At 61.0% G+C, this 25848-nt stretch carries 24 protein-coding genes and 1 pseudogene; 13 read left to right on the top strand and 12 right to left on the bottom strand.

Annotated features, from left to right (window positions below; genetic code table 11):
* Positions 1-285: 285 nt before the first annotated feature.
* A complete protein-coding gene (locus BMH52_RS24500) occupies positions 286-1701 on the bottom strand; it encodes a VOC family protein (protein WP_073845334.1) in 1416 nt (471 codons plus the stop codon).
* 198 nt (positions 1702-1899) lie between these two features.
* Here BMH52_RS24500 and BMH52_RS24505 point away from each other — a divergent pair, with 198 nt between their 5' ends.
* Positions 1900-4536 (top strand): glucosidase, encoded by a 2637-nt coding sequence (locus BMH52_RS24505; protein WP_073845336.1) that lies wholly within the window; start codon positions 1900-1902, stop codon positions 4534-4536.
* 129 nt (positions 4537-4665) lie between these two features.
* Here the strand turns inward: BMH52_RS24505 and BMH52_RS24510 are convergent, their stop codons facing one another.
* Positions 4666-4980 (bottom strand): SCP2 sterol-binding domain-containing protein, encoded by a 315-nt coding sequence (locus BMH52_RS24510; protein WP_014718185.1) that lies wholly within the window; start codon positions 4978-4980, stop codon positions 4666-4668.
* A gap of 56 nt (positions 4981-5036) precedes the next feature.
* The gene (locus BMH52_RS24515; protein WP_014718186.1) at positions 5037-5747 is read right to left on the bottom strand and encodes a histidine phosphatase family protein; all 711 of its coding nucleotides are present in this window, start codon (positions 5745-5747) and stop codon (positions 5037-5039) included.
* A 194-nt stretch (positions 5748-5941) separates the two neighbouring features.
* Between BMH52_RS24515 and sohB the strand changes: the two genes are divergently transcribed.
* Positions 5942-6967 carry a protease SohB gene (gene sohB / locus BMH52_RS24520; RefSeq protein WP_014718187.1) on the top strand — a complete coding sequence of 342 codons (1026 nt, stop codon included), beginning with the start codon at positions 5942-5944 and terminating at the stop codon, positions 6965-6967.
* A 133-nt stretch (positions 6968-7100) separates the two neighbouring features.
* Here the strand turns inward: sohB and dhaL are convergent, their stop codons facing one another.
* The 7 genes from dhaL to BMH52_RS24555 form a co-directional block, all read right to left on the bottom strand.
* Positions 7101-7745 carry a dihydroxyacetone kinase subunit DhaL gene (gene dhaL / locus BMH52_RS24525; RefSeq protein WP_019817619.1) on the bottom strand — a complete coding sequence of 215 codons (645 nt, stop codon included), beginning with the start codon at positions 7743-7745 and terminating at the stop codon, positions 7101-7103.
* Between the two features lie 3 nt (positions 7746-7748).
* A complete protein-coding gene (locus tag BMH52_RS24530; protein ID WP_072434463.1) occupies positions 7749-8750 on the bottom strand; it encodes a dihydroxyacetone kinase subunit DhaK in 1002 nt (333 codons plus the stop codon).
* Between the two features lie 156 nt (positions 8751-8906).
* Positions 8907-10022, bottom strand: coding sequence for an erythritol/L-threitol dehydrogenase (locus BMH52_RS24535; protein ID WP_019817618.1), 1116 nt, complete (start codon positions 10020-10022; stop codon positions 8907-8909).
* Positions 10023-10049: 27 nt separating this feature from the next.
* Positions 10050-10805: an SDR family oxidoreductase gene (locus BMH52_RS24540; RefSeq protein ID WP_073845338.1), complete on the bottom strand. Its 756-nt coding sequence runs from the start codon at positions 10803-10805 to the stop codon at positions 10050-10052.
* A gap of 121 nt (positions 10806-10926) precedes the next feature.
* Positions 10927-11934, bottom strand: a complete 1008-nt coding sequence (locus BMH52_RS24545) for a substrate-binding domain-containing protein (RefSeq protein WP_014718192.1) — start codon at positions 11932-11934, stop codon at positions 10927-10929.
* A 34-nt stretch (positions 11935-11968) separates the two neighbouring features.
* Positions 11969-12946: an ABC transporter permease gene (locus BMH52_RS24550; protein ID WP_014718193.1), complete on the bottom strand. Its 978-nt coding sequence runs from the start codon at positions 12944-12946 to the stop codon at positions 11969-11971.
* On the bottom strand, positions 12943-14430 hold the full coding sequence (locus BMH52_RS24555) for a sugar ABC transporter ATP-binding protein (protein ID WP_060767524.1): 1488 nt from the start codon (positions 14428-14430) through the stop codon (positions 12943-12945). Before BMH52_RS24555 ends, BMH52_RS24550 begins: the two co-directional genes overlap by 4 nt.
* Before the next feature lie 262 nt (positions 14431-14692).
* Between BMH52_RS24555 and rpiB the strand changes: the two genes are divergently transcribed.
* From rpiB to BMH52_RS24570, 3 genes are all read left to right on the top strand, one after another.
* The gene (gene rpiB, locus BMH52_RS24560; protein WP_073845340.1) at positions 14693-15154 is read left to right on the top strand and encodes a ribose 5-phosphate isomerase B; all 462 of its coding nucleotides are present in this window, start codon (positions 14693-14695) and stop codon (positions 15152-15154) included.
* A 63-nt stretch (positions 15155-15217) separates the two neighbouring features.
* Complete coding sequence (locus BMH52_RS24565) at positions 15218-16198, top strand: sugar-binding transcriptional regulator (protein WP_003191835.1); 981 nt, start codon at positions 15218-15220, stop codon at positions 16196-16198.
* Between the two features lie 434 nt (positions 16199-16632).
* Entirely contained in the window at positions 16633-18201 is a 1569-nt protein-coding gene (locus BMH52_RS24570) for a TerC family protein (protein ID WP_073845342.1), read from the top strand.
* A gap of 37 nt (positions 18202-18238) precedes the next feature.
* Here the strand turns inward: BMH52_RS24570 and BMH52_RS24575 are convergent.
* A pseudogene (locus BMH52_RS24575) lies at positions 18239-18511 on the bottom strand (thioredoxin family protein); the annotation flags it as partial.
* A gap of 326 nt (positions 18512-18837) precedes the next feature.
* Here BMH52_RS24575 and BMH52_RS24580 point away from each other — a divergent pair.
* The 8 genes from BMH52_RS24580 to BMH52_RS24615 all read left to right on the top strand — a co-directional run bounded on the left by BMH52_RS24580 (position 18838) and on the right by BMH52_RS24615 (position 25404).
* Entirely contained in the window at positions 18838-19686 is an 849-nt protein-coding gene (locus tag BMH52_RS24580; RefSeq protein ID WP_019817613.1) for a transporter substrate-binding domain-containing protein, read from the top strand.
* 52 nt (positions 19687-19738) lie between these two features.
* Entirely contained in the window at positions 19739-20401 is a 663-nt protein-coding gene (locus BMH52_RS24585) for an amino acid ABC transporter permease (protein WP_019817612.1), read from the top strand.
* A gap of 11 nt (positions 20402-20412) precedes the next feature.
* Positions 20413-21075, top strand: coding sequence for an amino acid ABC transporter permease (locus BMH52_RS24590; RefSeq protein ID WP_014718199.1), 663 nt, complete (start codon positions 20413-20415; stop codon positions 21073-21075).
* On the top strand, positions 21072-21854 hold the full coding sequence (locus BMH52_RS24595; protein ID WP_020301585.1) for an amino acid ABC transporter ATP-binding protein: 783 nt from the start codon (positions 21072-21074) through the stop codon (positions 21852-21854). Before BMH52_RS24590 ends, BMH52_RS24595 begins: the two co-directional genes overlap by 4 nt.
* A gap of 14 nt (positions 21855-21868) precedes the next feature.
* Positions 21869-22258 carry a RidA family protein gene (locus BMH52_RS24600; protein ID WP_003191822.1) on the top strand — a complete coding sequence of 130 codons (390 nt, stop codon included), beginning with the start codon at positions 21869-21871 and terminating at the stop codon, positions 22256-22258.
* Positions 22259-22392: 134 nt separating this feature from the next.
* Positions 22393-23157 (top strand): IclR family transcriptional regulator, encoded by a 765-nt coding sequence (locus tag BMH52_RS24605; protein ID WP_073845346.1) that lies wholly within the window; start codon positions 22393-22395, stop codon positions 23155-23157.
* A gap of 9 nt (positions 23158-23166) precedes the next feature.
* A complete protein-coding gene (locus BMH52_RS24610) occupies positions 23167-24375 on the top strand; it encodes an amino acid deaminase (protein ID WP_072434466.1) in 1209 nt (402 codons plus the stop codon).
* A gap of 123 nt (positions 24376-24498) precedes the next feature.
* Complete coding sequence (locus BMH52_RS24615) at positions 24499-25404, top strand: sugar kinase (RefSeq protein WP_014718203.1); 906 nt, start codon at positions 24499-24501, stop codon at positions 25402-25404.
* Between the two features lie 159 nt (positions 25405-25563).
* Here the strand turns inward: BMH52_RS24615 and BMH52_RS24620 are convergent, their stop codons facing one another.
* The gene (locus BMH52_RS24620; RefSeq protein WP_003174397.1) at positions 25564-25839 is read right to left on the bottom strand and encodes a peptidylprolyl isomerase; all 276 of its coding nucleotides are present in this window, start codon (positions 25837-25839) and stop codon (positions 25564-25566) included.
* Between the last annotated feature and the right edge of the window lie 9 nt (positions 25840-25848).

A 25848-nucleotide genomic window follows, 5' to 3' on the forward strand; every position in this document is an offset into this window, starting at 1 on the left:
TCTCGTAGATCTGGATAACCGAAATGCCATAAGTAAGCAACACCTCTTGCCCCACCACTCGGCACCTCGCCTAGGCTCGGTGTGCCCGTAATCCGCCAGTGATTTGGGGGGCCGCCGCCACGCGCCATCCATGGCGCGGGGCGGCTAAACCGGCATCCCTGCCGGTTTACCCCCCAAATCCCTGTCGAATTCCGGCCAGCGTGGTTTGATGGGGCGCCTAAGATCAAAAGCAGATCAAGAGCAAGATCAAGATCAAAAGCGGCTCGCTTCGCATCGTGGTTACCATCAACGCCGTGACGCTTGGCGTTCGGTCTTGCATCCAGTCCATTTCAACAGCGTTTCAACGCATATATCCATGGAACGCTGCTGCGTCTGCTCATACAACTGCAGCTCATCAATCGTGCTGCGCCCCAGCGCCTGCTCGAAGGCTGCCCGGTTGGAGTTGCCCGCGTAGTGACTCTGCGCCCCATCCCCCAGGTTTGACTGGAAGATTCCCGCCGCACTGACCGGCAGAAAATCCTCGTACACCAGCGGTTCCACCGCCACATGACCGGCGTTGACCAGCGTCTGCAACGTGCGTGGCTGGTCTACCTGGCCGCGTGCCGCCAAGCCCTTGTCGGTGACGAAGTAGCGAAAATACGCCAAGCCCTGCTCACGCATTTGCGGGTAGTTATCGGGGAAGGCATGGAAGTGCTGTTCCATCAATTGCACATAGCGTTCGGCGTTGGCTTCATTGGGGAATGTGCCGAGTTCGTCGCGGGCGGCGTTCAGCAGTTGGTCGTACAGGGCGCGACCTTTAGGCGTAAGCGCGACACCGCGTTGTTCGATTTCGCCGAAGCGCGCGCTGTGGCTGCCGTGGGCATCGGTGAAGGCGATGGGTTCGTCCAAGGCCTTGAAGCTGGTCTGGCGTAGCAGGATCGGGCACTGGCGCCGAGGTGGGCCTTCGATCACGGCTTTGGGGGTAATGCCTTTGCCAGGCATCGCCGCCTGCACCTGGTCGATGTCCAGGGTGCGTGGGGTGAGGTGGTTGATGTGCGGGCCTTTGAACGCGACGACGTCGGCGATCAGGCGGTGCTGGTCGCTCAGTTGCTGATATTGGGCGCCGGTGACCGTGGCAGTGTGGTGCCAGCGGAACGTCTCCAGGGCCTGGCGGATAAAGGCCTCGGCATCGCTGGCATTCAAGCCGCCTTGGGTCTCTGCCTGGTCGATCAATGCCAACGCCTCGGCGGTAAAGATCGAGCGTTTGGCCAGGGCGCTTTCGGCGAAGGCACGCAGGTCGGGGTTTTCGATCAGTTCCAGGCGCAGCAATGAGGTGAACACGCGAAACGGGCTGGTTTGCAGCGCATGTTCATGCACGGCGCGAAAGGCGGTGGAGTGAACAGGCACGCCAGCGGGGGTGAGGTCGTAGTAGCCCACCGGTTGCATGCCCATCACCGCGAATAAACGGCTGATGGTTGCCAGTTCCGCCGCGGTGCCCAGGCGGATGGCGCCGTGGCGTTCCATGTCCAGGCGCTGGATTTCGCCGGTACGTTGCAGTTGATGCGCCAGGCCCGGTTCGCTGTCGAGCACGCGGGCATTGGTCTGGGCCACCAGCTCAAGCAGCGCGCCGTACAAGGGCACTTCATCTCGATACATGTCGGACATGGCCTTGGAAAAGCCCTTGCGGATCTCGTCGGGGCTGACATGGGCGGTGGCGTGCATAGAAAAATTCCTGATGACTGGAGCGATGATCGTGGCCTTTGCCCGATTTTGTTGAGCGGCCGGCCGGCTTGCAAACGAAGATTCCTCTGGACTTCATTCTGCAAATGAATGAGTTGACCTTGCGTCCAAGTCTTCATGTGCATGCGGGCGTCATTGCGCTCTACACTGCGCCTCACTGTGTAGGTGAAGGAGGACCCGATGACGGCCAAACCCGCAACCAACCTGCTGGGCACCATTGAAGGCCAGCGCCTGGCAACGCAACACGCCGAACGTTGGCGCGAGTGGGGGCCGTACCTGAGTGAACGCCAGTGGGGCACGGTGCGCGAAGACTACAGCGCCGACGGTGACGCCTGGGCCTACTTCCCTCATGAACACGCTCGCAGCCGCGCCTATCGATGGGGCGAGGACGGGTTGGCCGGTTTCAGTGACAAGGCCCAACGCTGGTGCCTGGGCCTGGCGCTGTGGAACGAGCGCGATGCAATCCTCAAGGAGCGTCTGTTCGGCCTCGACAACGCCGAAGGCAACCATGGTGAAGACGTCAAGGAGCTGTACTTTTTCGTCGATGGCGTACCGAGCCATGCCTACATGCGCATGCTCTACAAATACCCCCATGCGGCGTTTCCCTACGCCGACCTGATCGCCGAAAACGCCCGTCGTGGGCTGGATGATGCCGAGTATGAAATCCTTGATACCGGTGTGTTTGCAGATAACCATTACTGCGATGTCAGTGTCGAATACGCCAAGCATCAACCCGACGATATTTTCATGCGCGTCACCGTGCATAACCGTTCGGACCAACCCACACGCCTGCAGGTGCTGCCCCAGCTCTGGGCGCGTAATGACTGGAGCTGGACCTTCGATGCACCCAAGCCCAGCTTGAGGCTGGACGGCGAGCGGATTCTGGCGCTTCATCATGAACTCGATGATCGCCACCTCAGTGCCTGGGGCCAGGACGGGTTGCAGTGGCTGTTCTGCGAAAACCAAACCAATCGGCCCAAACTGGACGGGCAACCGGCGCCGGGGCCATTCAAGGATGGCATTAACGATTACGTGGTGGGCGCGGTTGAGTCGGCCGTTCGCCGGGACGCCGGTACCAAGGTGGCCGCGCATTTCACCCTTGAGCTGGCAGGCCAGGAAAGCAAAACCCTTTACCTGCGTTTTGCGCCGGTGGGCGCGCCCGGTGTCAATGCGCGCAAACTGTTCGAACAGCGCCGCCAGGAGGCCGATGACTTCTACTCGGTGTTGCAACAGGGCCTTGCCGATGACGATGCGCGCACTGTACAACGCCAGGCCCTGGCCGGCCTGCTGTGGTCCAAGCAGCTGTACTATTTCGACGTGAACCAGTGGCTTGACGGCGACCCGGCCCAGCCCGCGCCACCGCCCGAGCGCCTGCATATCCGCAATACTCATTGGCGGCACCTGTGCAACTTCGACATCCTGTCGATGCCAGACACCTGGGAATACCCGTGGTACGCCTCCTGGGATCAAGGCTTCCAGGCGGTGGCCATCGCGCTGATCGACCCTGGTTACGCCAAGCAACAGTTGTTGTTGCTGGTAAAGGACCGCTTCATGCACCCCAACGGCCAATTGCCGGCCTACGAATGGCGCTTTGACGACGCCAACCCGCCCGTGCATGCCTGGGCCAGCTGGCGCGTATATCAGCAGGACAAGGCGCTGACCGGCGTGGGCGATATGGATTTCCTGGAGCGGATCTTTCACAAGCTGCTGTTGAATTTTTCTTGGTGGGTCAACCGCAAGGACGCCGAGGGCCGCAACCTGTTCCAGGGCGGTTTTCTGGGCCTGGACAATATCGCCTTGTTCGACCGCTCGGCCCCGTTGCCGACGGGTTACCAGTTGGACCAGGCCGACGGCACCGCCTGGGTGGCGGCCTATGCCCTGGACCTGATGCGCATCGGCCTGGAGTTGGCCAAGCGTAATGGGGTGTACGTGGATATTGCTGTGAAGTTTTTCGAGCATTTCCTCTACATCGCCGGCGCTATTAACCGCGTCGATGACAGCGCCGAAGGCTTGTGGGATGAGCAGGACCAGTTTTTCTATGACGTGCTGCACCGCCCTGATGGCCAGAGCGAGCCGGTGCGCCTGCGCTCCATCGTCGGGTTAATGCCGCTGTTCGCGGTGCTGGTGCTGGAGCAGCGCGAGCATGAAGGCTTGGAGGGCTTGCGCGAGCGCCTGCTGGGCTTTATGCATCATCGGCCGGACCTGGCCAAGCTGGTTTCGCGCTGGACCGAACCGGGGCAGGGCAACCGCCTGTTGCTGGCGCTGCTGCGCGGTGAACGCACCAAGGATTTGCTGCGGCGCATGCTGGATGATCAGGAGTTCTTGTCGGCCTTTGGCGTGCGCGCCCTGTCCAAGGCGTTCGCCGAGCAGCCCCTGGCGTTGAAGATGAATGGCGACACCTTGTGTGCCAGTTACCAGCCCGGTGAGTCCGACTCACGCTTGTACGGTGGCAACTCCAATTGGCGCGGGCCACTGTGGATGCCGGTCAATTACATGCTGATTGAATCGTTGCGCGAGTTTCACCGCTACTACGCCGATAACTTTTCCGTGGAGTACCCGGCGGGCAGTGGGTATCTGGCGTCTCTGGAGGAGGTGGCTGACAGCCTCAGCGAGCGGCTGACGCGGTTGTTTCTAAGAGATGAAAACGGGGTGCGGCCGTCGATGGCGGGCTATGCACAGTTGCAGGAGGACCCGGCCAGTCGTGACCTGGTGTTGTTCCATGAGTATTTTCATGGAGAGACAGGGCGAGGGCTGGGGGCTTCACACCAGACCGGGTGGAGCGCGTTGGTGGCGTTACTGTTACAACCAAAACCCTGAGCAATCCACAAACCAAATGTGGGAGCGGGCTTGCTCGCGAATGCGGTGGTTCAGTGCCTGATGCATTTAGCTGACACTGCGCATTCGCGAGCAAGCCCGCTCCCACAGAGATTCAGGGTTACCCGTGAATCAGGAAGGGAACAGCTCGCTCAGCTTCATCGCCAGCATCATGTCGCCTTCGGTGCGCAGCTTGCCGCCCATGAACGCCTGCATGCCGTCGGTGGAGCCGTCGACGATGCCTTCCAGGGTCTCGCTGTCCATCACCAGGGTGACCTGAGCGTCAGGGTTTTCGCCTTCTTTGAGTTCGCAGGTCTTGTCCTTGACCACCAGCGAGAAATTCTTGGTGTCGTCGATACGGAAACCGAACACCAGGTCCAAGCCTTCGGCAGCGCTTGGGTTGAATTTGGCTTTCATTGCTTCTACGGCTTTAGCTACGTCAGTCATGGTTTCGATCCTTAAGGGTAGAGTCCAGTGACCTTGGGGTCACGGTTGGCCACAGTTCATCGGAAAGTGATGAGCTGCGGCGCCTTCAACAGTTGCAAGTGGGCGTGACTGTTGAAGGAAGCCAGTGCCACCTCGCGACCACGGAACTTGAGTTGGTTGAGCGAGGTGTTAACAATTTGCCAGTTCATTTCGAAGGCCTGGGCGGCAGGCATTCGGGTAATCAGGTGAAGCAGGGCGGTGATGGTGCCGCCGGAGGTGAATACGGCGATTTTGTCGGTGTGGTTCGCGGCTTCCAGGATGCGCTGCAAGCCACCCTGAACCCGCTCGACAAACCCCAGCCAGCTTTCCAGCCCTGGTGGGTCATAGGTGCCGGCCAGCCAGCGCTCGATGATCAGGGCGAAAATGCGTTGGAACTCGCTGCGGTTCTGCGGGCCGTTGCGCAGGATGTGCACGGCATCCGGTTCACTGCTGAGCAGGTCGGGCAACAGGCCGCGAATGATCGCTTCGCCGTCGAACTCGTTGAACGCGCTATCTGTTTCCAGCGCCGGAACCGGCAAGCCCAAGGCGCTGTACTGATCGAACGTGGCGCTGGCAGTGTGCTGCTGGCGACGCAGGTCGCCGGCGATGCAGCGGTCAAACGCAATGCCCAGGTCTGCCAGGTGGCGACCGAGCACTTGCGCTTGTTCCACGCCAACGGGCGAGAGGACGTCATAGTCGTCTGCACCGAAGGAGGCCTGGCCATGTCGAATGAGATAAATGCTGCCCACGTCCGTTTTCCCGGTACGTTGAAAGTCTGGCGAGGTTATGAGGATGCCTGCGAGCTGTCAATGAAAAAACATACGCTTGTTTTAAAAGCGCGTTGGAGCCCGCCTGCTGGCGGTTTGATCACTGGCTCCTTCGCAGTGGCGTCGGTATGCTGGGGCCATCCGCGCCCGGCGCAGTGCATTTTTTAAGGAGACATATGGATTTTTTGGCCGAATACGCGAGCTTTCTGGCGAAGACCGTCACCCTGGTGGTCGCTATTCTGGTGGTACTGATCAGCTTTGCAGCACTGCGCAGCAAAGGTCGTCGTAAATCCGCCGGCCAATTGCAGGTCAGCAAGCTGAATGATTTTTACAAGGGCTTGCGCGAGCGTCTGGAGTCGAGCCTGCTCGACAAGGACCAGCTCAAGGCCCTGCGCAAGTCCGAAAGCAAAGCTGAAAAGAAAAAAGACAAGAAGAAGCCCGAGCCCAAGCCGAGGGTATTCGTGCTGGATTTCGACGGTGACATCAAGGCCTCGGCCACCGAAAGCCTGCGCCATGAAATCACCGCACTGCTGAGCCTGGCCACGCCCAAGGATGAAGTGGTGCTGCGCCTGGAAAGCGGCGGCGGCATGGTGCACAGCTATGGCCTGGCCTCTTCGCAACTGGCGCGTATCCGCCAGGCCGGCGTGCCGTTGACCGTGTGCATCGACAAAGTGGCGGCCAGCGGCGGCTACATGATGGCCTGCATCGGCGAGAAGATCATCAGTGCACCCTTCGCCATCCTCGGTTCCATTGGCGTGGTGGCGCAGTTGCCCAACGTCAATCGCCTGCTTAAAAAGCACGACATCGACTTTGAAGTGCTGACCGCCGGTGAATACAAGCGCACGCTCACAGTGTTCGGCGAAAACACCGAGAAGGGCCGGGAGAAGTTCCAGGAGGACCTGGACATCACCCACCAGCTGTTCAAGAACTTCGTCTCGCGTTACCGCCCGCAGTTGGCGATTGACGAGGTGGCCACCGGTGAAGTGTGGTTGGGCGTCGCTGCCCTCGACAAGCAGCTGGTCGATGAGCTGCAAACCAGCGACGAATACCTGGCTACCAAGGCCAAGACCGCCGAAGTGTTCCACTTGCACTATGCCGAGCGTAAGAGCCTGCAAGAGCGCGTGGGCCTGGCGGCCAGCGGTTCGGTGGACCGGGTGCTGTTGACCTGGTGGAGCCGCTTGACCCAGCAGCGGTTCTGGTAAGCCAGTACTGAAAACCAGGTAATCCCTTGTGGGAGCGGGCTTGCTCGCGAATGCGGTATATCAGTCAATAGATTTGCTGGCTGACACTCCGCATTCGCGAGCAAGCCCGCTCCCACATTGGTTTTCGGTCATGTCAGGTTAAGCGGGGTTTAATCGAGTCCGCCAACTGCGTAAGGATCAGGCAGCACGACACGGCCCCGGCATCCAGAACGCCGAGGGAGCGCTCACCCAAACGACTGGCCCGGCCAATCTTGGCCACCAGGTCCTTGGTCGAATCCCGCCCTTGGGAGGCGGCCGTTTTCATCGCATCGAGCGCATCGCTGAAAGAACGCCCCGACGCCTGCGCCCGTTCAAAGGCTTCTACCGCCGGAATCAATGTATCCATCAAGCACTTGTCGCCCACGCCCGCTTCGGTGATGTCCTGCAGCGAGGTCAAGCCGCCGCGCAGCAGGCGGGCGAAGGTGGCGGCGTCGATGTCTTCACTGCCGCGCACTTCGTCGGCCATGCCGATAAACAGGCTGCCATACAAGGGCCCCATGGAGCCGCCGATGCCTTCCATCAGGCTCAGGGTCAGTTCATCCAGAGCTTCGGCCAGGGTCAGTTGGCGGCCTTCGATCGTGCGGCCGCAATGGGCAAAGCCCTTGGCCATGTTTATGCCATGGTCGCCATCGCCTATAGCGCCGTCGACTTCGCTGAGGTACTCCCGGTTGGCCACGATCACGCTGACCAGGTCGGCGACGATGGCGCTGCCATCATGGGTGGAAAAATGCTGGCTCATGGTTCACTCCGCCTGGGTCATGCCGATGGAGCGGCAGGGTTGGTCGATCAGGGTTTTCAGCTCGGCGTCGAGGCCGAGCAGGGTCAAGGTCACGCCCATCATCTCCAGGGAAGTGAAGTAGTTGCCCACGTAGCAACGGTGAATCTTCAAACCTTTGGCCTTGAGCTGTTTTTCCACCTCGGCGTAGAAAATATACAACTCCATCACCGGGGTGGCGCCCAGGCCTGAGACCAACACCACCACGCTGTCGTCCTGGCTGAAATCGCGGTCGGCGAGGATCGGCGCCAGCATGCGCTTGGCCATGGCGGCGGCCGGTTCAATCGGGATGACTTCGATGCCCGGCTCGCCATGATGGCCAATACCTAATTCCATCTGCCCGTCGGGAATCTGGAAGTTCGGCTTGCCCACCGCGGCGATGGTGCAGGGCGTAAGGCCGATACCAATCGAGCGGCAGTGGTCGACGGTTTTCTGCGCCACCCGAATCACGCCGTCCAGGTCGTAATGCTGGGCAGCGGCGGCACCGCCGATCTTCCACATGAAGATCTCCCCGGCTACACCGCGACGCTTGGCGATGTCGGCCTTGGGCGCGGACGCCACGTCGTCGTTGGCGACCACCGTGCGGATGCGCATGTCTTTGCTGGCGGCCATTTTCATCGCCAGCTTCACGTTCATGTTGTCGCCCGCGTAGTTGCCATACAGGCAGGCAACGCCAGCACCATGGTCGGCAGCGCGGAAGGCGTCGAAAAAGCTTTTGGCGGTGGGCGAGGAAAAAATCTCGCCAACGGCCACCGCATCCACCAGGCCTGGGCCAACATAACCGAGGAACGCCGGCTCATGCCCGGAGCCGCCGCCGGTGACAATGCCAACGCGGCCCTGGGCTGAGGGCTTGGCCTTGACGATGACCCGTGGGTTGCTTTCGTACTGGCGCAGCTCGGGGTGCGCGACCAGGATGCCGCGCAGCATGTCTTCGACCACTTGGTCGGGATCGTTGATGACTCGATTCATAACGCGGGTTCCTGTGTTCTTGTTCTAAGGGGCGGCACTATTCCACTGTGGGAGCTGGCTTGCCTGCGATGGCGGTGTGTCAGCTGGGGATTTTTTACTGATGCACCGTCATCGCAGGCAAGCCAGCTCCCACAGGGTTTTGTGTTGTTACTCAGATCAGGGTTCGAGCACAACCTTGAGCGATTTATCGCCGCGCTCCATCACTGCAAACGCTTCCTTGAAATCCGCCAGCGCAAACTTGTGGGTCACCACGTCGCGCATGTCGATCTTGCGGTTGCCGATAAAGTCGATGGCCCTTGGGTACATATACGGTCCCAGGTGTGAGCCGAGGATATCCAGCTCCTTGCGATCGCCAATGATCGACCAGTCCACCGTGGCCTCGTCATTGAACACGCTGAATTCGACAAAGCGTCCCAGCTTGCGCAGCATCGCCAGGCCCTGGTTCACCGCCTTGTGGTGCCCGGTGGCTTCGATATAAATGTCGCAGCCGTAGCCATCGGTGATTTCGCGGATTTTCGCCAGCACATCCACCTCGGCCGGGTTCCACACTTCATCGGCGCCCAGGCGCAGGGCGAGGGCGGCGCGTTCGGGTTTCATGTCCAGCACAATGAGTTTTTTCGGGTTGCGCAACCGCACCGCGCCGATGATGCCCAGGCCCAGGGTGCCAGCGCCGGCGACCACCACGATGTCGTCATGGTCGACATTGGCGCGTTCCGCCGCGTGCAGCGAGCAGGCCAGCGGCTCGATCAGGATCGCTTCATCGGGGGCGATGGATTCCGGTACTTTGTGGATGATGCCTTCCTTGGTGAAGATCATGTATTGGGCCATGGCGCCCTGCACATTGTTCTGGAAGCCATACAGGTCGTGCTTCTGGCACATCCAGTACTGGCCGTGGTTGCAAAAGCGGCAGCCCCAGCACGGCACGATCTGCTCGGAGATCACCCGGTCGCCCACGGCCACGCCGCGCTTCTCGGCGCCTGGGCCAAGGGCGACCACGCGGCACACGAACTCATGCCCGGGGATCATCGGTGGCTTCACGTAGCGCGGTTGTTCGGCATCGCCCCAGAACGACGGCGCGCCGCGATAGGTCTTGATATCGCCCATGCAAATGCCGCACAGCTCGACTTTGGTCAGGATCTCGTCGGGGCCGGGGGTGGGCACGTCGACGGTTTCCAGGCGGTAGTCTTCCGGGCCGTGGCAGACCACAGCCTGCATGGTTTTCGGGATGCTCGGGGCGAGTTGTTCAGGTGTGCGTTCGGTGACAGTGGACATGACAAAACCTCACGACATAACGATGAATTACTGAATGCTGTAACCGCCGTCGATCACCATGTTGGCGCCGGTGATCATCTGCGCGGCATCGCTGAGCAGGTACAGCGCCAGCCCGGCGATTTCTTCCGGCTGGGCAAAGCGACCTGCCGGGATCTGCAATTTGGCCCGCTCACCCACCTCGCCGGCCCAGGCTTTTTTACCCAGGGCGGTTTCGACGATGGTGGGGGAGATAGCATTGACGTTCACCTGCGGCGCCCACTCCATGGCCAATACTTTGGTCATGCCGACGATGGCGGCTTTGCTGGCGCAGTAGGCGACGTGACGGTCCAGGCCAATCACGGCGGCCTGGGACGCCAGGTTGACGATGCGCCCGCTGCCCTGGGCGATCATGTGCCTGGCGCAGGCCTGAGCCATGAAAAAGCTGGCCTTGAGGTTGATGTCCAGGGTGGTGTCCCAGGCGCTTTCGCTGACGTCGATGGCCTTGTCCAGCAGCACCACGCCTGCGCTGTTGATCAGGTAATCCAGGCGCTGGAAATGTGCGAACACCTTGTCGACGGTCGGTTGTATCTGGTCGATCCTCCCGAGGTCGACGGCAATGCCCAGGTGCCCGGCACCCAGGCTGGCGGCCACCTCGACCACGGCCGGGTCGCGGTCCAGCAGCGCCACCCTTGCGCCGCGTTCCGCCAGCAAGGTGGCGCAGGCCAGGCCGATGCCGGCGGCGCCACCGGTGATCACCGCGCAACGGCCGCTGAGGTCGAAGGCTTGGTTCCAGAAACCAGACATGAATGACTCCTCGTTCCCACGCTCTGCGGGGGAATGCCGCGTGGAACGCTCTGCGTTCCGATGTTAAGTGACGCGCAGCGTCACGGGATGCGTTCCCACGCGGAGCGTGGGAACGATCAAACTACTTACCGCCGCTGACTTGCTTGTACAGCGCATCCGCATTGGCATTGGTCACCGGCACCCAGGGCAGGATGTAGTTCTTGGCTGTGCCGTCGGCCCATTTCACGTCCTTGGCGTAGCGCTCCCAGATCACCGATTGCGGCTTGTAGTCCTCGCCTGCCAGGGCGCGCAGGGCCACGTCCAGTGCGCCTTGGGATTGGGCCTGGGCATCCTGGAGGAAGGTGGTGACTTCGTCCTTTTTCGCCGCCTGGATCGCATCCGGCATGCCGTCGATAGAGGTAACGGGCACATCCTTGGCGGTGAGGCCATGGGACTTCAAGGCCTGCACGGCGCCCAGGGCCATGTCGTCGTTCTGGGCGATCACGCCATTGATGCCCTTGGGGTGGGCGTTGAGCCAGTCTTCGGTGAGGGTCATGGCCTGGGCGCGGTCCCAGTTGGCGGTTTTCTTTTCGATGATCTTGATGTCCGGGTGTTTGCCCAGCACTTCCAGCTCGCCTTTTTCCCGGTCGATCTGCGCCGACTGGCCAATCGGGCCTTGGATGATCACCACGTTGCCCTTGCCGTTGAGCTTGTCGACCATGGCCTGGGCCTGCAGGCGGCCGCCTTCCACGTCGTCGTTACCCACATACGGCACGCTGGCATCGGCTACTTTCGTATTGGAGGCGATGACCACCACGTCGTTGCTCATGGCGGCCTTGACGGTGCCGACGCCGGCCTTGGTATCAATCGGCACGAACAGAATCGCGTCGTAGCGTTGGGTCACCATATTTTCGATCTGGTTGTTCTGGGTCAGGGCGTCGTAGTTGCCGTCGAACACGGTCAACTGCACGGTGCCATCCTTGACGGCCGGATGCTCCTTGAGCTCACGAACCCAGTTCTGCATGAACTGCCCCTTGAGGCCATAGACGGCTGCGCCGATCTTGTAGGTCTTGCCGTCGGCGGCCAGGGCGATACTGCTGGCGAGCAGGGAGAGGGCCGCCGCGGCGGCCAGGGTGGTACCCAGTTTCATAAGTAGAACTCCGGTTATTGTTATGGGTCGTTCTTCAGCGTTTCTTCTTGCGCCACACGTCGATCAGTACTGCGAACACAATGATCAGGCCCTTGGCGACCTGCTGGTAATAGGAGGACACGCCGAGCAGGTTCAGGCCGTTGTTGATCACGCCGATCAACAGGGCCCCGAACAAGGTGCCGACAATGCTGCCGGTACCGCCCGACAGGCTGGTGCCGCCGATCACCACCGCGGCAATCGCGTCCAGCTCATAGGAAACCCCGGCCTGGGGCAGGGCAGAGGTGGTGCGTGCCGACAGCACCACGCCGGCCAGCCCGGCGAGCAGGCCCGAGACCACGTACACCGAGAACATCACCTTGCGCACGCCAATGCCGGAGGTGCGTGCGCTTTTTTCATTGCCGCCCACCGCATACACATAACGGCCGTAGGTGGTGTAGCGCAGCACCATCCAGAAAATAAGCGCGACCACGGCGAAGATGATGATCGGCACGCCCACCGGGCCGACCTTGCCGATGCCCAGGGCCAGGTAGGCGTCGGGCAGGTCGGTGATCGGGCTGCCGTCGTTGAGAATAAAGGTCATGCCCCGCGCGATGCTGAGCATGCCGAGGGTGGCCACGAACGGCGGGATCGACAGGTTGGCGATCATGAAACCATTGACCACCCCGAGCATCGCGCCGGCAAACATCCCTGCGCTGACCGCCGCCAACAGGCCATAACCCTGGGTGGCGACCATGGCGCTGCACAACCCGGCGAACGCCAGGATCGACCCCACCGACAGGTCGATACCCTTGGTCAGGATCACATAGGTCATGCCCACGGCGAGAATGCCGTTGATGGAGGTCTGGCGCAGGATGTCCATCCAGTTGCGCCAGGTCATGAAGTACTCACTGGAAAACGCCATCACCACGCACAGCAGGATAAACACCAGCGGCAGGCCGAAGCGGTCGAGGGACAGGCGCAGGCGGTTGCGCGGCGCGGCGGTAACGGGGGCAACGATGGTTTTGGCATTCATGAGGCAAGACTCAGCAAGGCTTCCTGGGAAAGGGCGGTGTCGGTGCTGATAGTGACCAGCCGGCCGCCTTTGAAGACGGCGATGCGGTCGCTCAAGTGCAGCAGTTCCGGTGCTTCTGACGACACCACAATGGCTGCGCCACCGGCCCGCACAAACTGGTCGAGCAGGTGGTAGATCTCCTGTTTGGCGCCTTCGTCGATGCCGCGGGTGGGTTCATCGCAGAGCAGGCACACCGGTTCCGTGGACAGGCATTTGGCGAGCACCACCTTTTGCTGGTTGCCGCCGCTCATGGACGCCACCGGCAGCTCCAGGGAACTGGTCTTGATCTGCAGGCGCTTGACCATCTCCTCGGCCAGTTGCGCCTCTTTGCGTGCGTTGATCAGCGACCAACTCGACAAGCGCTTATAGGCCGACAGTGCAATGTTCGACAGGATGCTGCCGGTCAGCACCAGGCCGCTGTCCTTGCGGTCTTCGGTGACCAGCGACATGCCGGCGTCGATGGTCGCCTTGGGCTGCCCGATGGGCATGGGCTTGCCTTGCAAGGTAACGCTGCCGGCATCCGCCACGGTCAGGCCGTAGATGCAATTGAGGAATTCACTGCGCCCGGAGCCCATCAACCCATAAATGCCGAGGATCTCGCCACGGCGCAGTTGCAGGCTGATGTCGTGGAACTCACCGTTGCGGCTCAGGTGGTCGACCTGCAGGCAGGTGCTGGCCGCGCATTCGCGGCCCACCTTGTGGTCGATGCGCGTCAGTTCCTGGCCGACAATGCCGCGCACCAGGTGGTCGCGGTCGATATCGGCCATGCGCCCGCTTTCCACAAAGGCGCCATCACGGAAGATGCTGTAGTCATCGGCGATCTGCGCCAGTTCGCTCAGTCGATGGGACACGTACACGATGCCGGCACCGCGTGCGGTAAGGCGGCGAATCGCCTTGAACAGGGTTTCGGCCTCGCGCTCGCCGATGGCCGAGGTGGGCTCGTCCATGATCATCACCTGGCAGTCATGGCTGAACGCCTTGGCGATTTCCACCAATTGCATCTGCGCCACGCTCAAGCGGTGCATGGGGCTGGTGGCGTCGACGTCGAACTCCAGGCTTTCGAGCAGTTCGCGGGTGCGGCGGTTGAGGGCCTTGCTGTCGACGATGCAACCGGCGCGGCGCGGTTCGCGGCCCAGCCAGATGTTTTCGGCGACGGTCATGTAGGGGATGGGTTCGAGCTCCTGGGTGATCATTGCGATCCCCGCGGCCAAGGCTTCACTCGGGCGATTGAACTGCACCGGTGCGCCGTTGAGCACAATGCTGCCGGCGTCACGCTGGGTGATGCCCATCAGGATGCTCAGGAAGGTCGACTTGCCGGCACCGTTGCCGCCGCACAGGGCGTGGACGCTGCCGGCGCGCAGAGAAAGGCGCCCGTCGCGCAGGGCTGGCACCCCGGCGTAAGCCTTGGCGACATGTTCAGCCTGGAGCAGTAATGGCGTGGCCATCGGCGTGTCCTCGTGCTGTGAATTCTTATTAGGTCGCACAGTCATGTTTCGCTGTGATCATATGTGTATCAAATGAAATTCTGATCAGTCAATCTCTTTCACTTAAAAGGTGTGATTCTCATCTTTGACGCGGTTATTGCCTTGGTATAGGGCTTTGACTGGCAGGTCAGTTAAATCTCGCTTGACAGTAAGGGGTGAATGCTTGCGAAATGAGTGAGAGATATTTCACTAAGTGATCATTTGATCAGTGGAGTTTGGCGCCATGAACACACCTTTCCCGGTGGCTATCGGATGTGATGAAGCGGGTTTTGAGCTCAAAGAGTTGTTGAAGCGCCATATCGAGGCGTTGGGGTACCCGGTCACCGACTTCGGTACGCATTCAACGGCGCCGGTGCTGTACCCGGACATCGCTCTGGCCGTGGCCACCGCCATCAATGCCGGGCAACAGCGCCTCGGCGTGCTGGTATGCGGCACCGGCATAGGCATGGCCATCTCGGCCAACAAAGTTCTGGGCATCCGTGCGGCCCAGGCTCATGACACCTACTCGGCGGAGCGGGCGCGCAAGAGCAACGATGCGCAAATCCTCTCCATCGGTGCGCGGGTCATCGGTGCGGAGTTGGCCAAAAGCATCGTCTGTGCGTTTTTGGCCTCGGAGTTCGAAGCGGCGCGGTCCGGGGCCAAGGTCGAGCGCATCAATGCGATCGAGCGCGATGGGCATCAGTAGTGGACGGCGCAGGGCAAGAGTCGGGAGAATGCGCCTTTGACGCCGAAACGGAAGCCCGTCCCCATGAGTGACAGTACCCAGCGCATGGCCAGTGATATCGATCAGATGACCGAAGTGGCGATGCTCTATTACCTTGAGAACGTCACTCAGGAGGCCATTGCCAAGCGTTTTGACCTGTCGCGGGCAAAAGTCAGCCGCCTGCTCAAGCGCGCGCGCGATGAAGGGATTGTCGAGGTGCGCGTGCTGCAGCACCCGGCAATGAACAACGAGCTGGAACGGGCACTGGTGGAGCGCTTCAAGCTCGACCGCGCCTTGATCGCGGTCGACCACAGCGACCCCGACACCCAGCGCTCGGCGGTCGCCAGCCTGGTGGCCAACTACCTCAACAAGACCCTGGGCGACGGCATGATCGTTGCGGTGGGCATGGGGCGTAACGTCGGCGCGGTGGCCGATAACGTGTTTCTGCCGGTGACCCGCAACTGCACCTTCGTGTGTGCCATCGGCGGTTCGCTCAAGGCCGGTGAATACATGAACCCTGACCACATCTGCCGGCGTCTGGCCCTGCGCTTTGGGGGCGAAAGTGAAAGCCTCTACGCCCCAGCGCTGGTGGCCAACCCCGAGCTGCGCGGGGTGCTGATCAACAACGACACGGTGCGCTCCACCCTTGACCGCGCACGCCGCGCTGACATTGCCTTGATCGGCATCGGCGACATGAGCGAGAACAGCAACATGGTGCGCATGGGCTGGTTCTCGCCCCAGGAAATCGCCCAGGCGCGCCTGTCTGGCACTGTGGGCGACATGATGGGCTATGACTTTATCGACATTCACGGCCAGCCGGCGGTCAACGCCATCCAGGGGCGCGTGATCGGGTTGACGGTGCAGGAGCTGTTTCGCATCCCGGATGTGGTGGCGATTGCCAGTGAGAACACCAAGGCGGCGGCGACCTTGGGGGCGTTGCGCTCGGGAGTGATCAATACGCTGGCGACCACCGTCACCAATGCGCACACCATCCTGGCGCTGGACGATGCCACTCGTAAAACCTGATACAGATCGTTCCCACGCTCCAGCGTGGGAACGCATCCTGTGACGCTCCGCGTCACCCTTGCGCGGGTGGGACGCGGAGCGTCAAAGGCGGCATTCCCACGCGGAGCGTGGGAACGATCAACACCGAGGTGCCTGCATCGCAGGCAAGCCAGCTCCCACAAGTATTGGTGTGCTTCTGATAGGGGCTACAGGTTTTGTAATAGTTTTGCGCTGTAGGAAATTTGTATTTCAAATGTAGGATTCAAGTCCTTTTGTCATTTCAGGACTTGCATGAACACCCTCTCGGAGCCTCCCAGTCGTCTTTCCCCAAGACAACCGCTGTCGCTGTTCCCGCTGAAGCACCCCGTATTCCGTCAACTAATCTTGTCTCGGTCGTATGACCGCACTTTGCCGTGCCCGGCGTTCTGAACACTTTAAAGACAGAGAATTTATAAATGGAATGGTTAGCGGATCCTACGGCCTGGCTCGGCCTTGCGACCTTGATTGTGCTGGAACTGGTGCTGGGTATCGACAACCTGGTGTTTATCGCGATCCTGGCGGACAAGCTGCCACCGGAGCAGCGTGACCGTGCACGTTTGATCGGTTTATCCCTGGCGCTGCTGATGCGCCTGGGCCTGTTGGCGAGTATTTCCTGGTTGGTGACCCTGACCCAGCCGCTGTTCGAGGTGTTCGACAAGAGCTTCTCGGGCCGTGACCTGATCATGCTGTTCGGCGGTATATTCCTGCTGTTCAAGGCCACCATGGAATTGCATGAGCGCCTTGAAGGCCATGTGGCGCAGCACAAGGGCAATGTGGCTTACGCGATGTTCTGGCCGATCGTCGCGCAAATCGTGGTGCTGGATGCGGTGTTCTCCCTCGATGCGGTGATTACCGCCGTGGGCATGGTCGACGAGCTGGCGGTGATGATGATCGCCGTGATCGTGTCCATCGGCCTGATGATCGTGGCGAGCAAGCCGCTGACCCGTTTCGTCAATGCGCACCCCACCGTGATCATGCTGTGCCTGGGCTTCCTGATGATGATCGGTTTCGCCCTGACCGCCGAAGGCCTGGGTTTCCATATTCCCAAGGGCTACCTGTACGCGGCCATTGGCTTCTCGATTCTGATCGAGGTGTTCAACCAGATCGCCCGAGCCCGTCGCAAGAAATCGGCGCAGGGCGTGTTGCCGGTGCGTGAGCGTACCGCCCATGCGGTGATGCGCTTGTTGGGCGGCCGCAGCCTGGCGGTGGAAGAAGTGGGTGAAGACGTGGCTGACCTGCTGGGCGAGCCGGATGCTGCGCAGGGTCCGCTGTTTGACCGGCGCGAACGGGTGATGATCAGCGGTGTGCTGCAACTGGCCGAGCGGCCGATTCGCACCCTGATGACCCCAAGGGCCAAGGTTGACTGTATCGACCTGGCGGACGACCCCGAGACGACGCGTCTGAAACTGATGCACTCGTCCTACTCGCGTCTGCCGTTGATCCGTAACGGTGCAGTGGATGAGCCTTTGGGCTTTGTGCACAAGAAAGAGCTGCTCAAGGAATACCTCGCTGGCAACGAGCCGAACCTTGCGCACTTGGCGCGTCGGGCGATCAACCTGCTGGAAAGCTTTTCGATCCTCAACGCCCTGGAGCAGATGCGCCAGGAGTCTACCCACATCGCTTTCGTGATCAACGAATTCGGCGACTTCATGGGTGTATTGAGCATGACGGATATTCTGGAATCCATCGCCGGTGAATTGCCCGATGCCAGCGAAATCGAAGGGCCGGACATAGTCGAGGACGGCGATGGTTTCCGTGCCAATGGTGCCTTGAACCTCAACCTGCTGCGTCAGCGAACGGGCTTCAAGGCTGCGGCTACCGAGGACTATCAAACCTTGGCGGGGTTGCTGATGAGCCTGCTCGACCGCCTGCCGGCGGTGGGCGATAGCCTGGAGCATGAAGGCTGGCGTTTGACCGTGGCTGAAGTGGAAGAGCGCCGGGTGACGCAAGTGCACTTGCGCCCTTGCTCAGGTCATAACGGCTGAAGATGTCTTTTACGCACTGCTCTTGTTCTTCAACGGGGCCGAAGCCTTTGAGCCGTTCTACCACGGCCCCCTTCAGGTAGATCAGCAGCGTCGGGGTGCCCGTCACGTCAGGGTGCCTCGGCGTATGGGCGCAGTCGAGTAACAGGTTGACTATCCAGGGATGCTTCCACGCGGTCTGTTCGAATAAGTGGCATGCCTGCGCGCAAGCGGGGCAGTGCTCTGAAAAAAAAAGAATAAACACCGGGCGCGGTGTGTTCAGTACCCGATTGAACCCTTGGGCGCTGGAAATTCTGCGCGTGGCGACTCCCATGTTGATCCTCCTGCCTGCCGTGTTGGTTTTTGCTCACGCTAGGCCGGAGGGTCGTCACCGTCTACTGTCAACCTTCACAGGTGCGCGTCACTTGCACTCGACCCGTCTAGGTGCGCTGTAACACCGTTGTGGGGCGTTGCGTAGCACTGCCATGCGACGACGGCGCAACGCTGTTTATCTCTGCAATCGCTATCACGCTGATCCATAACGCATTTATTACCCCCATAGGTTTCCTCCAGCGTCTGTGGCACACTTTCTGCTGTCTATTCCGTTGTTACATACCAAGTTCCGGTATAGCGGAATACACAATCCCTGGAGTGCTTGTCATGCATCACCGACCTTCCGTATTCAAAGCGTGTGTTTTTCTCGTCGCTGCATCGGCTTCCTTCGCCAGCCTGGTGCAGGCGGCAGACAGCAAGCTCGATGATGTGCTCAAGCGTGGGCACTTGATCGTAGGTACAGGGAGTACCAATGCGCCGTGGCACTTCCAGGGAGCGGATGGCAAGTTGCAGGGATTTGATATCGACATCGGCCGCATCGTGGCCAAAGGCTTGTTCAATGACCCGAGCAAGGTGGAGTTTGTGGTGCAGTCGTCCGATGCACGTATTCCCAACCTGCTCACCGACAAGGTCGACATGAGCTGCCAGTTCATCACCGTCACCGCCAGCCGTGCGCAGCAGGTGGCCTTCACCCTGCCGTACTACCGGGAAGGCGTCGGCCTGCTGCTGCCCAACAACAGCAAGTACAAGGAAATCGAAGATCTCCAAGCCGCAGGTGATGACGTTACCGTGGCAGTGCTGCAAAACGTATACGCCGAAGAGTTGGTACACCAGGCGCTGCCCAAGGCCAAGGTCGACCAGTACGACAGTGTCGACTTGATGTACCAAGCCGTGAACTCAGGTCGCGCCGATGCCGCCGCCACCGATCAGTCCTCGGTCAAATACCTGATGGTGCAGAACCCTGGCCGCTACCGCAGCCCCACCTACGCCTGGAGCCCGCAAACCTACGCCTGCGCGGTCAAACGCGGCGACCAGGACTGGCTGAACTTCGTCAACACCGCGCTGCACGAAGCCATGACCGGTGTGGAGTTCCCCACCTACAAGGCCTCGTTCAAGCAGTGGTTCGGCGTGGACCTGCCAGAACCGGCGATTGGTTTTCCCGTGGAATTCAAGTGACCCGCAACCATAGGGGCGTGCCTGAACACGCCCCCTTCAGGTGCTGCTGACCATGAACTATCAGTTGAACTTTGCCGCCGTCTGGCGTGATTTCGACACCTTGCTGGCGGGGCTCGGCCTGGGGTTGCAGTTGGCGTTGCTGTCGATCGCCATCGGCTGCGTGATCGGCCTGCTGATGGCGTTTGCCATGCTCTCCAGGCACCGTGCGTTGCGTATTCTTGCCTCGGTGTACGTGACGGTGGTGCGCAACACCCCGATCCTGGTGTTGATCCTGTTGATCTACTTCGCCTTGCCCTCCCTGGGTATTCGCCTGGATAAGATTCCCTCGTTCATCATCACCCTGTCGTTGTATGCCGGTGCCTATCTCACCGAAGTGTTCCGCGCAGGCCTGGTGAATATTCCCAAGGGTTTGCGGGAAGCCGGCCTGGCCATCGGCCTGGGGGAGTGGCGGATTCGCGCTTACATCACCGTGCCGGTAATGCTGCGCAACGTGCTGCCGGCGCTGTCGAACAACTTTATCTCGCTGTTCAAGGACACCTCCCTGGCCGCTGCGATCGCGGTGCCGGAGCTGACCTATTACGCCCGCAAGATCAACGTCGAAAGCTATCGGGTGATTGAAACCTGGCTGGTCACGACCGCGCTCTACGTGGCTGCCTGTTACCTGATTGCCATGCTGCTCCGTTACCTGGAACAGCGTTTGGCTATCCGTCGTTAAGGAAGGGTCCCATGTACGAATCCCCCAGTTGGCTGCATGAATTGTGGATCGCCCGCGAGACCCTTTGGGCTGGCTTCCAGGCCAGCGTGGCGGTCTCGGCGCTGGCGATTGTCTTTGGCACCCTGATCGGCATCGTCGCCGGGTTGATCCTCACCTACGGCAAATTCTGGATGCGCGCGCCGTTCCGTCTGTATGTCGATTTGATCCGTGGCACGCCGGTGTTTGTACTGGTGTTGGCGTGTTTCTACATGCTGCCGGCCCTTGGCTGGCAAATCAGTGCGTTCCAGGCCGGTGCGGTCGGGCTCACCTTGTTCTGTGGCTCCCATGTATCGGAAATCGTGCGCGGCGCGCTGCAAGCCATTCCCCGTGGGCAAATGGAAGCGGGTAAGGCGATTGGCCTGACGTTTTATCAGTCCCTGGGCTACGTGCTGTTGCCCCAGGCGCTGCGGCAGATTTTGCCGACCTGGGTCAATTCCTCCACGGAAATTGTCAAGGCTTCCACCTTGTTGTCGGTGATCGGCGTGGCCGAATTGCTGCTCAGTACTCAGCAGGTGATCGCGCGCACCTTCATGACCCTGGAGTTCTACCTGTTCGCCGGTTTTCTGTTCTTTGTCATCAACTACGCCATCGAATTATTCGGGCGCTACATTGAAAAACGGGTGGCCTTGCCATGAACCAAGCTCAAACCAACCCAGCGCTGCTGGACATTCGTGGCCTGCGTAAACAATACGGCCAGGTGGAAGTGCTCAAGGGCGTCGACCTGTCCATGCAGCGCGGCAATGTGGTGACGTTGATCGGCTCCAGCGGCTCGGGCAAGACCACCTTGCTGCGCTGCGTGAACCTGCTGGAGGAGTTCCAGGGCGGGCAGATCACCCTGGATGGCGAGTCCATTGGTTACAGCGATGTTGGCGGCAAGCGCGTACGCCACCCGGAGCGGGTGATCGCCCAGCACCGCGCAATGACCGGCATGGCGTTCCAGCAATTCAACCTGTTCCCGCACCTGACTGCGCTGCAGAACGTTACCCTCGGCTTGCTCAAGGTCAAGAAGATGGGCAAGGATGAAGCGGTAGCCCTGGCCGAAAAATGGTTGGACCGCGTCGGCCTGCTGGAACGCCGCAATCACTTTCCCGGCCAATTGTCCGGCGGCCAGCAACAACGTGTGGCCATTGCCCGGGCCATTGCCATGAACCCCAGCCTGATGCTGTTCGATGAAGTCACCTCGGCCCTCGACCCGGAGTTGGTGGGCGAAGTGCTCAGCGTGATCAAGGGGCTGGCGGAGGAGGGCATGACCATGTTGTTGGTCACCCACGAGATGCGCTTTGCCTATGAAGTTTCGGACCAGATAGTGTTCATGAACCAGGGCCGCATTGAAGAGCAGGGCAGCGCGAAAGATATATTCGAGCGGCCGCAGTCGCCGCGACTGGCGGAATTTCTCAAGAACATTCGTTTTTAACAAGGAGCAACTATATGAGCATTACTCGTTACGGCACCGGCAGCACCGCAGGTGGCGGCCAGCCACGCCCGTTCGCCCGCGCTGTGGAAGCCGATGGCTGGCTGTACGTGTCGGGCCAGGTACCTGCGGTGGACGGTGAAATCATCAACGGCGGCATCATCGAGCAAACCCGCCAGACGATGCGCAACGTGGTGGCGATCCTCGAAGAGGCCGGCTACGAGCTCAAGGATGTGGTTCGGGTGGGCGTATGGTTGGAAGACCCACGGGACTTCTGGAGCTTCAACAAGGTGTTCGGCGAATACTTCACCCCGGAACACGCCCCGGCGCGTGCCTGTGTGCAGGCCAATATGATGGTCGATTGCAAGGTCGAGATTGATTGCGTGGCCTACAAGAAAAAGGCCTAACTGATCATTCCCACACTCTGCGTGGGAATACCGCCTTGGACGCTCTGCGTCCGCGCTTGTGACGCAGAGCGTCACCGCATGCATGCCCACGCAGAGCGTGGGAACGATCATCTGGAACGGGACCGAGTACTGCCATGACCGAAGATACCATCAAACGCCGCGCCAAAGGCCTGGACCGTGCGTTCGATATCCTCGATTTTCTCAAGGAAATCGGCCAGCCCCTGCGCCCGAATGATATTGCCAGCGGCATCGGCAGCCCCAAATCCACGGTCTACGAACTGGTGGCGTCGTTGCTGGAGCGGCGCATCCTGGAAACCGTGGGCAAGGAAGGCCACGTGTACCTGGGGCGTCAGCTGTATTTCCTTGGCCAGGCACACTTGCGTCACTTTGACCTGACCCGCGAGGCCGACCACGCCTTGCAGGAGATCGTCAGCCAGACCCACGAAACCGCACAGATGTGCCTGCTCAACGGGCGCAAATACACGGTAGCGCTGATGCGCGAGGGCCAGCGGCATTTCCGTATTTCTTCGGATATCGGTGAAAACGCCCCCATTCCCTGGACCGCCTCGGGGCGCTTGTTGCTGGGGCATTTGAGCGATCAGCAGATCGTCGACCTGATCGACCCCGACGATTTCATCCTGCCGGACGGCCCGCGCCTGCCGCTGGACACCTTCCTGGCGCAGATCCGCCAGGCCAGCCTGGATGGGTTCTTCTCCTTCGACAGTGTGGCCGACACCTTCACCCATTGTTTTGCCGCCCCGGTGCGCGATGCCCAGGGCATCAGCATCGCGACTCTGTGCATCGTCGCCCCCCGGGCTGATGCGAGTAAAAACTACCACGACTATCGCCGGGTACTGATCGACAGTGCCAACAGCCTGGCCCGGCGCATCAACGAATAGGAGTTTTCCATGTCTGCCCTCAACGCCGTTGAAAAAGGTGCCGCTGCCGTCGGTGCCCATTTGGTTCGCGATGTCAGCCTGCCGGCCCTGGTGCTGCACCGTGACGCCCTGGAACATAACATCCGCTGGATGCAGGACTTTGTCCGCAGCAGCGGCGCCGAGCTGGCGCCCCACGGCAAGACCAGCATGATGCCCGCGCTGTTCCAGCGCCAGATCGCCGCCGGTGCCTGGGGCATCACCCTGGCTACCGCCGTGCAGACCCGCGCCGCCTACGCCAGCGGCGTGCGTCGCGTGCTGATGGCCAACCAACTGGTGGGCGCAGCGAACATGGCCTTGATCGCGGACCTGCTGGCCGACAAGGATTTTGACTTTCATTGCATGGTCGATCACCCGGACAACGTTGCCGACCTGGGCCTGTTCTTCGCCGCCCGTGGTCAGCGCCTCAATGTGATGATCGAGTATGGCGTGGTCGGTGGCCGGTGCGGCTGTCGCAGCGAGCAGCAAGTGCGCGACCTGGCCAAGGCGGTCCAGGCCCAGCCGGCCTTGGCCCTCACCGGTATCGAGGGTTACGAAGGCGTGATCCACGGCGAGCACGCCATCAGTGGTATCCGCGCCTTCGCCGCCAGCCTGGTGAGCCTGGCGGTCGAGCTGCAAGACAGCGGCCTGTTCGACCTGCCCACGCCGATCATCACCGCATCGGGCTCGGCCTGGTACGACCTGATCGCCGAGTCGTTCGAAACGCAGAACGCCGCCGGCCGTTTCCTCAGCGTGTTGCGCCCAGGCAGTTACGTGGCCCACGACCATGGCATCTACAAAGAGGCGCAGTGCTGTGTACTCGAACGCCGCAGCGACCTCAACGAGGGCCTGCGCCCGGCAATGGAAGTCTGGGCGCATGTGCAGTCGTTGCCGGAGCCTGGTTTTGCGGTGGTTGCCCTGGGCAAGCGCGACGTGGCCTACGACGCCGGTTTGCCGGTGCCACTCAAGCGCTACAAGGCCGGGATCGTGCCGGCGCAAGGTGATGATGTGAGCGGGTGCAAGGTCACGGCGGTAATGGACCAGCATGCGTTCATGACTGTGGCACCGGAGGTGGAATTGCGTATTGGCGACATCATTTCCTTTGGTACGTCCCACCCTTGCCTGACCTTTGATAAATGGCAGGTGGGGTGCCTGGTGGATGAGCAGTTGCAGGTGGTCGAGTCTCTGCGTACCTGCTTCTAGACCGCGTCCTTCGCGAGCAAGCCCGCTCCCACATTCGACTGCATTCCTTCAGTTGAAAGAGGGTCAACTGTGGGAGCGGGCTTGCTCGCGAAGGGGCCATCAGCCACACCAGAGAGCAAAGGCATGAACACCCACCCCCGCATCGCCCTCATCGGCGAATGCATGATCGAACTGCAACACCGCGCCGACGGCAGCCTGCACCAGAGCTTCGGCGGCGACACCCTGAACACTGCGGTGTACCTGCGTCGCGAGCTGGGCGATGCCGGCAGCGTTGACTACGTCACCGCCCTGGGCGATGACAGCTTCAGCGATGCCATGTGCGAGCATTGGCACGCCGAAGGCCTTGGCCTGGGCAGGGTCCAGCGTCTGCCTGGGCGCCTGCCGGGCTTGTATTGCATCCAGACTGATGCCCAGGGCGAACGTAAATTCCTCTACTGGCGCAACGAAGCGGCCGTGCGCGACTGCTTCACCACGCCTGCCGCCGAGCCGGTCCTGGCGGCATTGCCGGGCTATGACGTGGTGTATTTCAGTGGCATTACCCTGGCGGTGCTGGGAGACATCGGGCGTGAGCGCTTACTGCAGGCGCTGATCGAAGCCCGCCAGCGTGGCGCCAAGGTGGTGTTCGATAACAACTACCGGCCCAGGCTGTGGGCCGATGTGCAAACGGCCCGTGAGGCGTATCGCAGGGTGTTGGCCGCAGTGGATATTGCCTTGCTCACCGAGGATGACGAACGCGCGTTGTTCGGCTATGAGGATAGCGAGCAGGTGTTTGCGGCGTATCCCTCGATTGCAGAAGTGGTGCTCAAGCGGGGAGCGGATGCGTGCTTGATTCGTTGCGCGGGCGAGCGCTTTGCGGTGCCGGCGTTGAAAGTGGAGAAGGTGGTGGACACCACGGCGGCGGGGGATTCGTTCAGTGCGGCGTATCTGGCCAGTCGGCTCAACGGTGGTTCGCCCCAAGACGCCGCACTGGCGGGGCATCGGTTGGCGAGCCGGGTGATTCAGGTGCCGGGGGCGCTGATACCGAGATGATCACTGATCGTTCCCACGCTCTGCGTGGGAGCGCAGCCCGGGACGCTCCGCGTCCCAGAAACGGACGCAGAGCGTCCAGTGAGGCATTCCCACGCAGAGCGTGGGAACGATCGGATGTGGGAGCTGGCTTGCCTGCTATAGCGGACTGAAGCCATCCACTCAATCGCGGTAAAACACCTGCACCAGGTGATAGCCAAACTTGCTCTTGATCGGCCCGTGCACCACCTTCACCGGTTTCTTGAAGATCACCGCATCAATCGCCCCCACCATCTGCCCGGGCCGCACTTCGCCCAGGTCACCACCGCGTTTGCCCGACGGGCAGGTGGAGTACTTCTTGGCCAGCACATCAAAGGCTTCGCCTTTGGCAATACGCTGCTTGAGTTGTTCGGCTTCTTCGCTGGTTTTCACCAGGATATGACGGGCTTGGGCTTTCATGGGGCTCTA

It is taken from the genome of Pseudomonas sp. BTN1, from assembly GCF_001907715.1.
In the GTDB taxonomy this organism is placed as follows: domain Bacteria; phylum Pseudomonadota; class Gammaproteobacteria; order Pseudomonadales; family Pseudomonadaceae; genus Aquipseudomonas; species Aquipseudomonas paracarnis.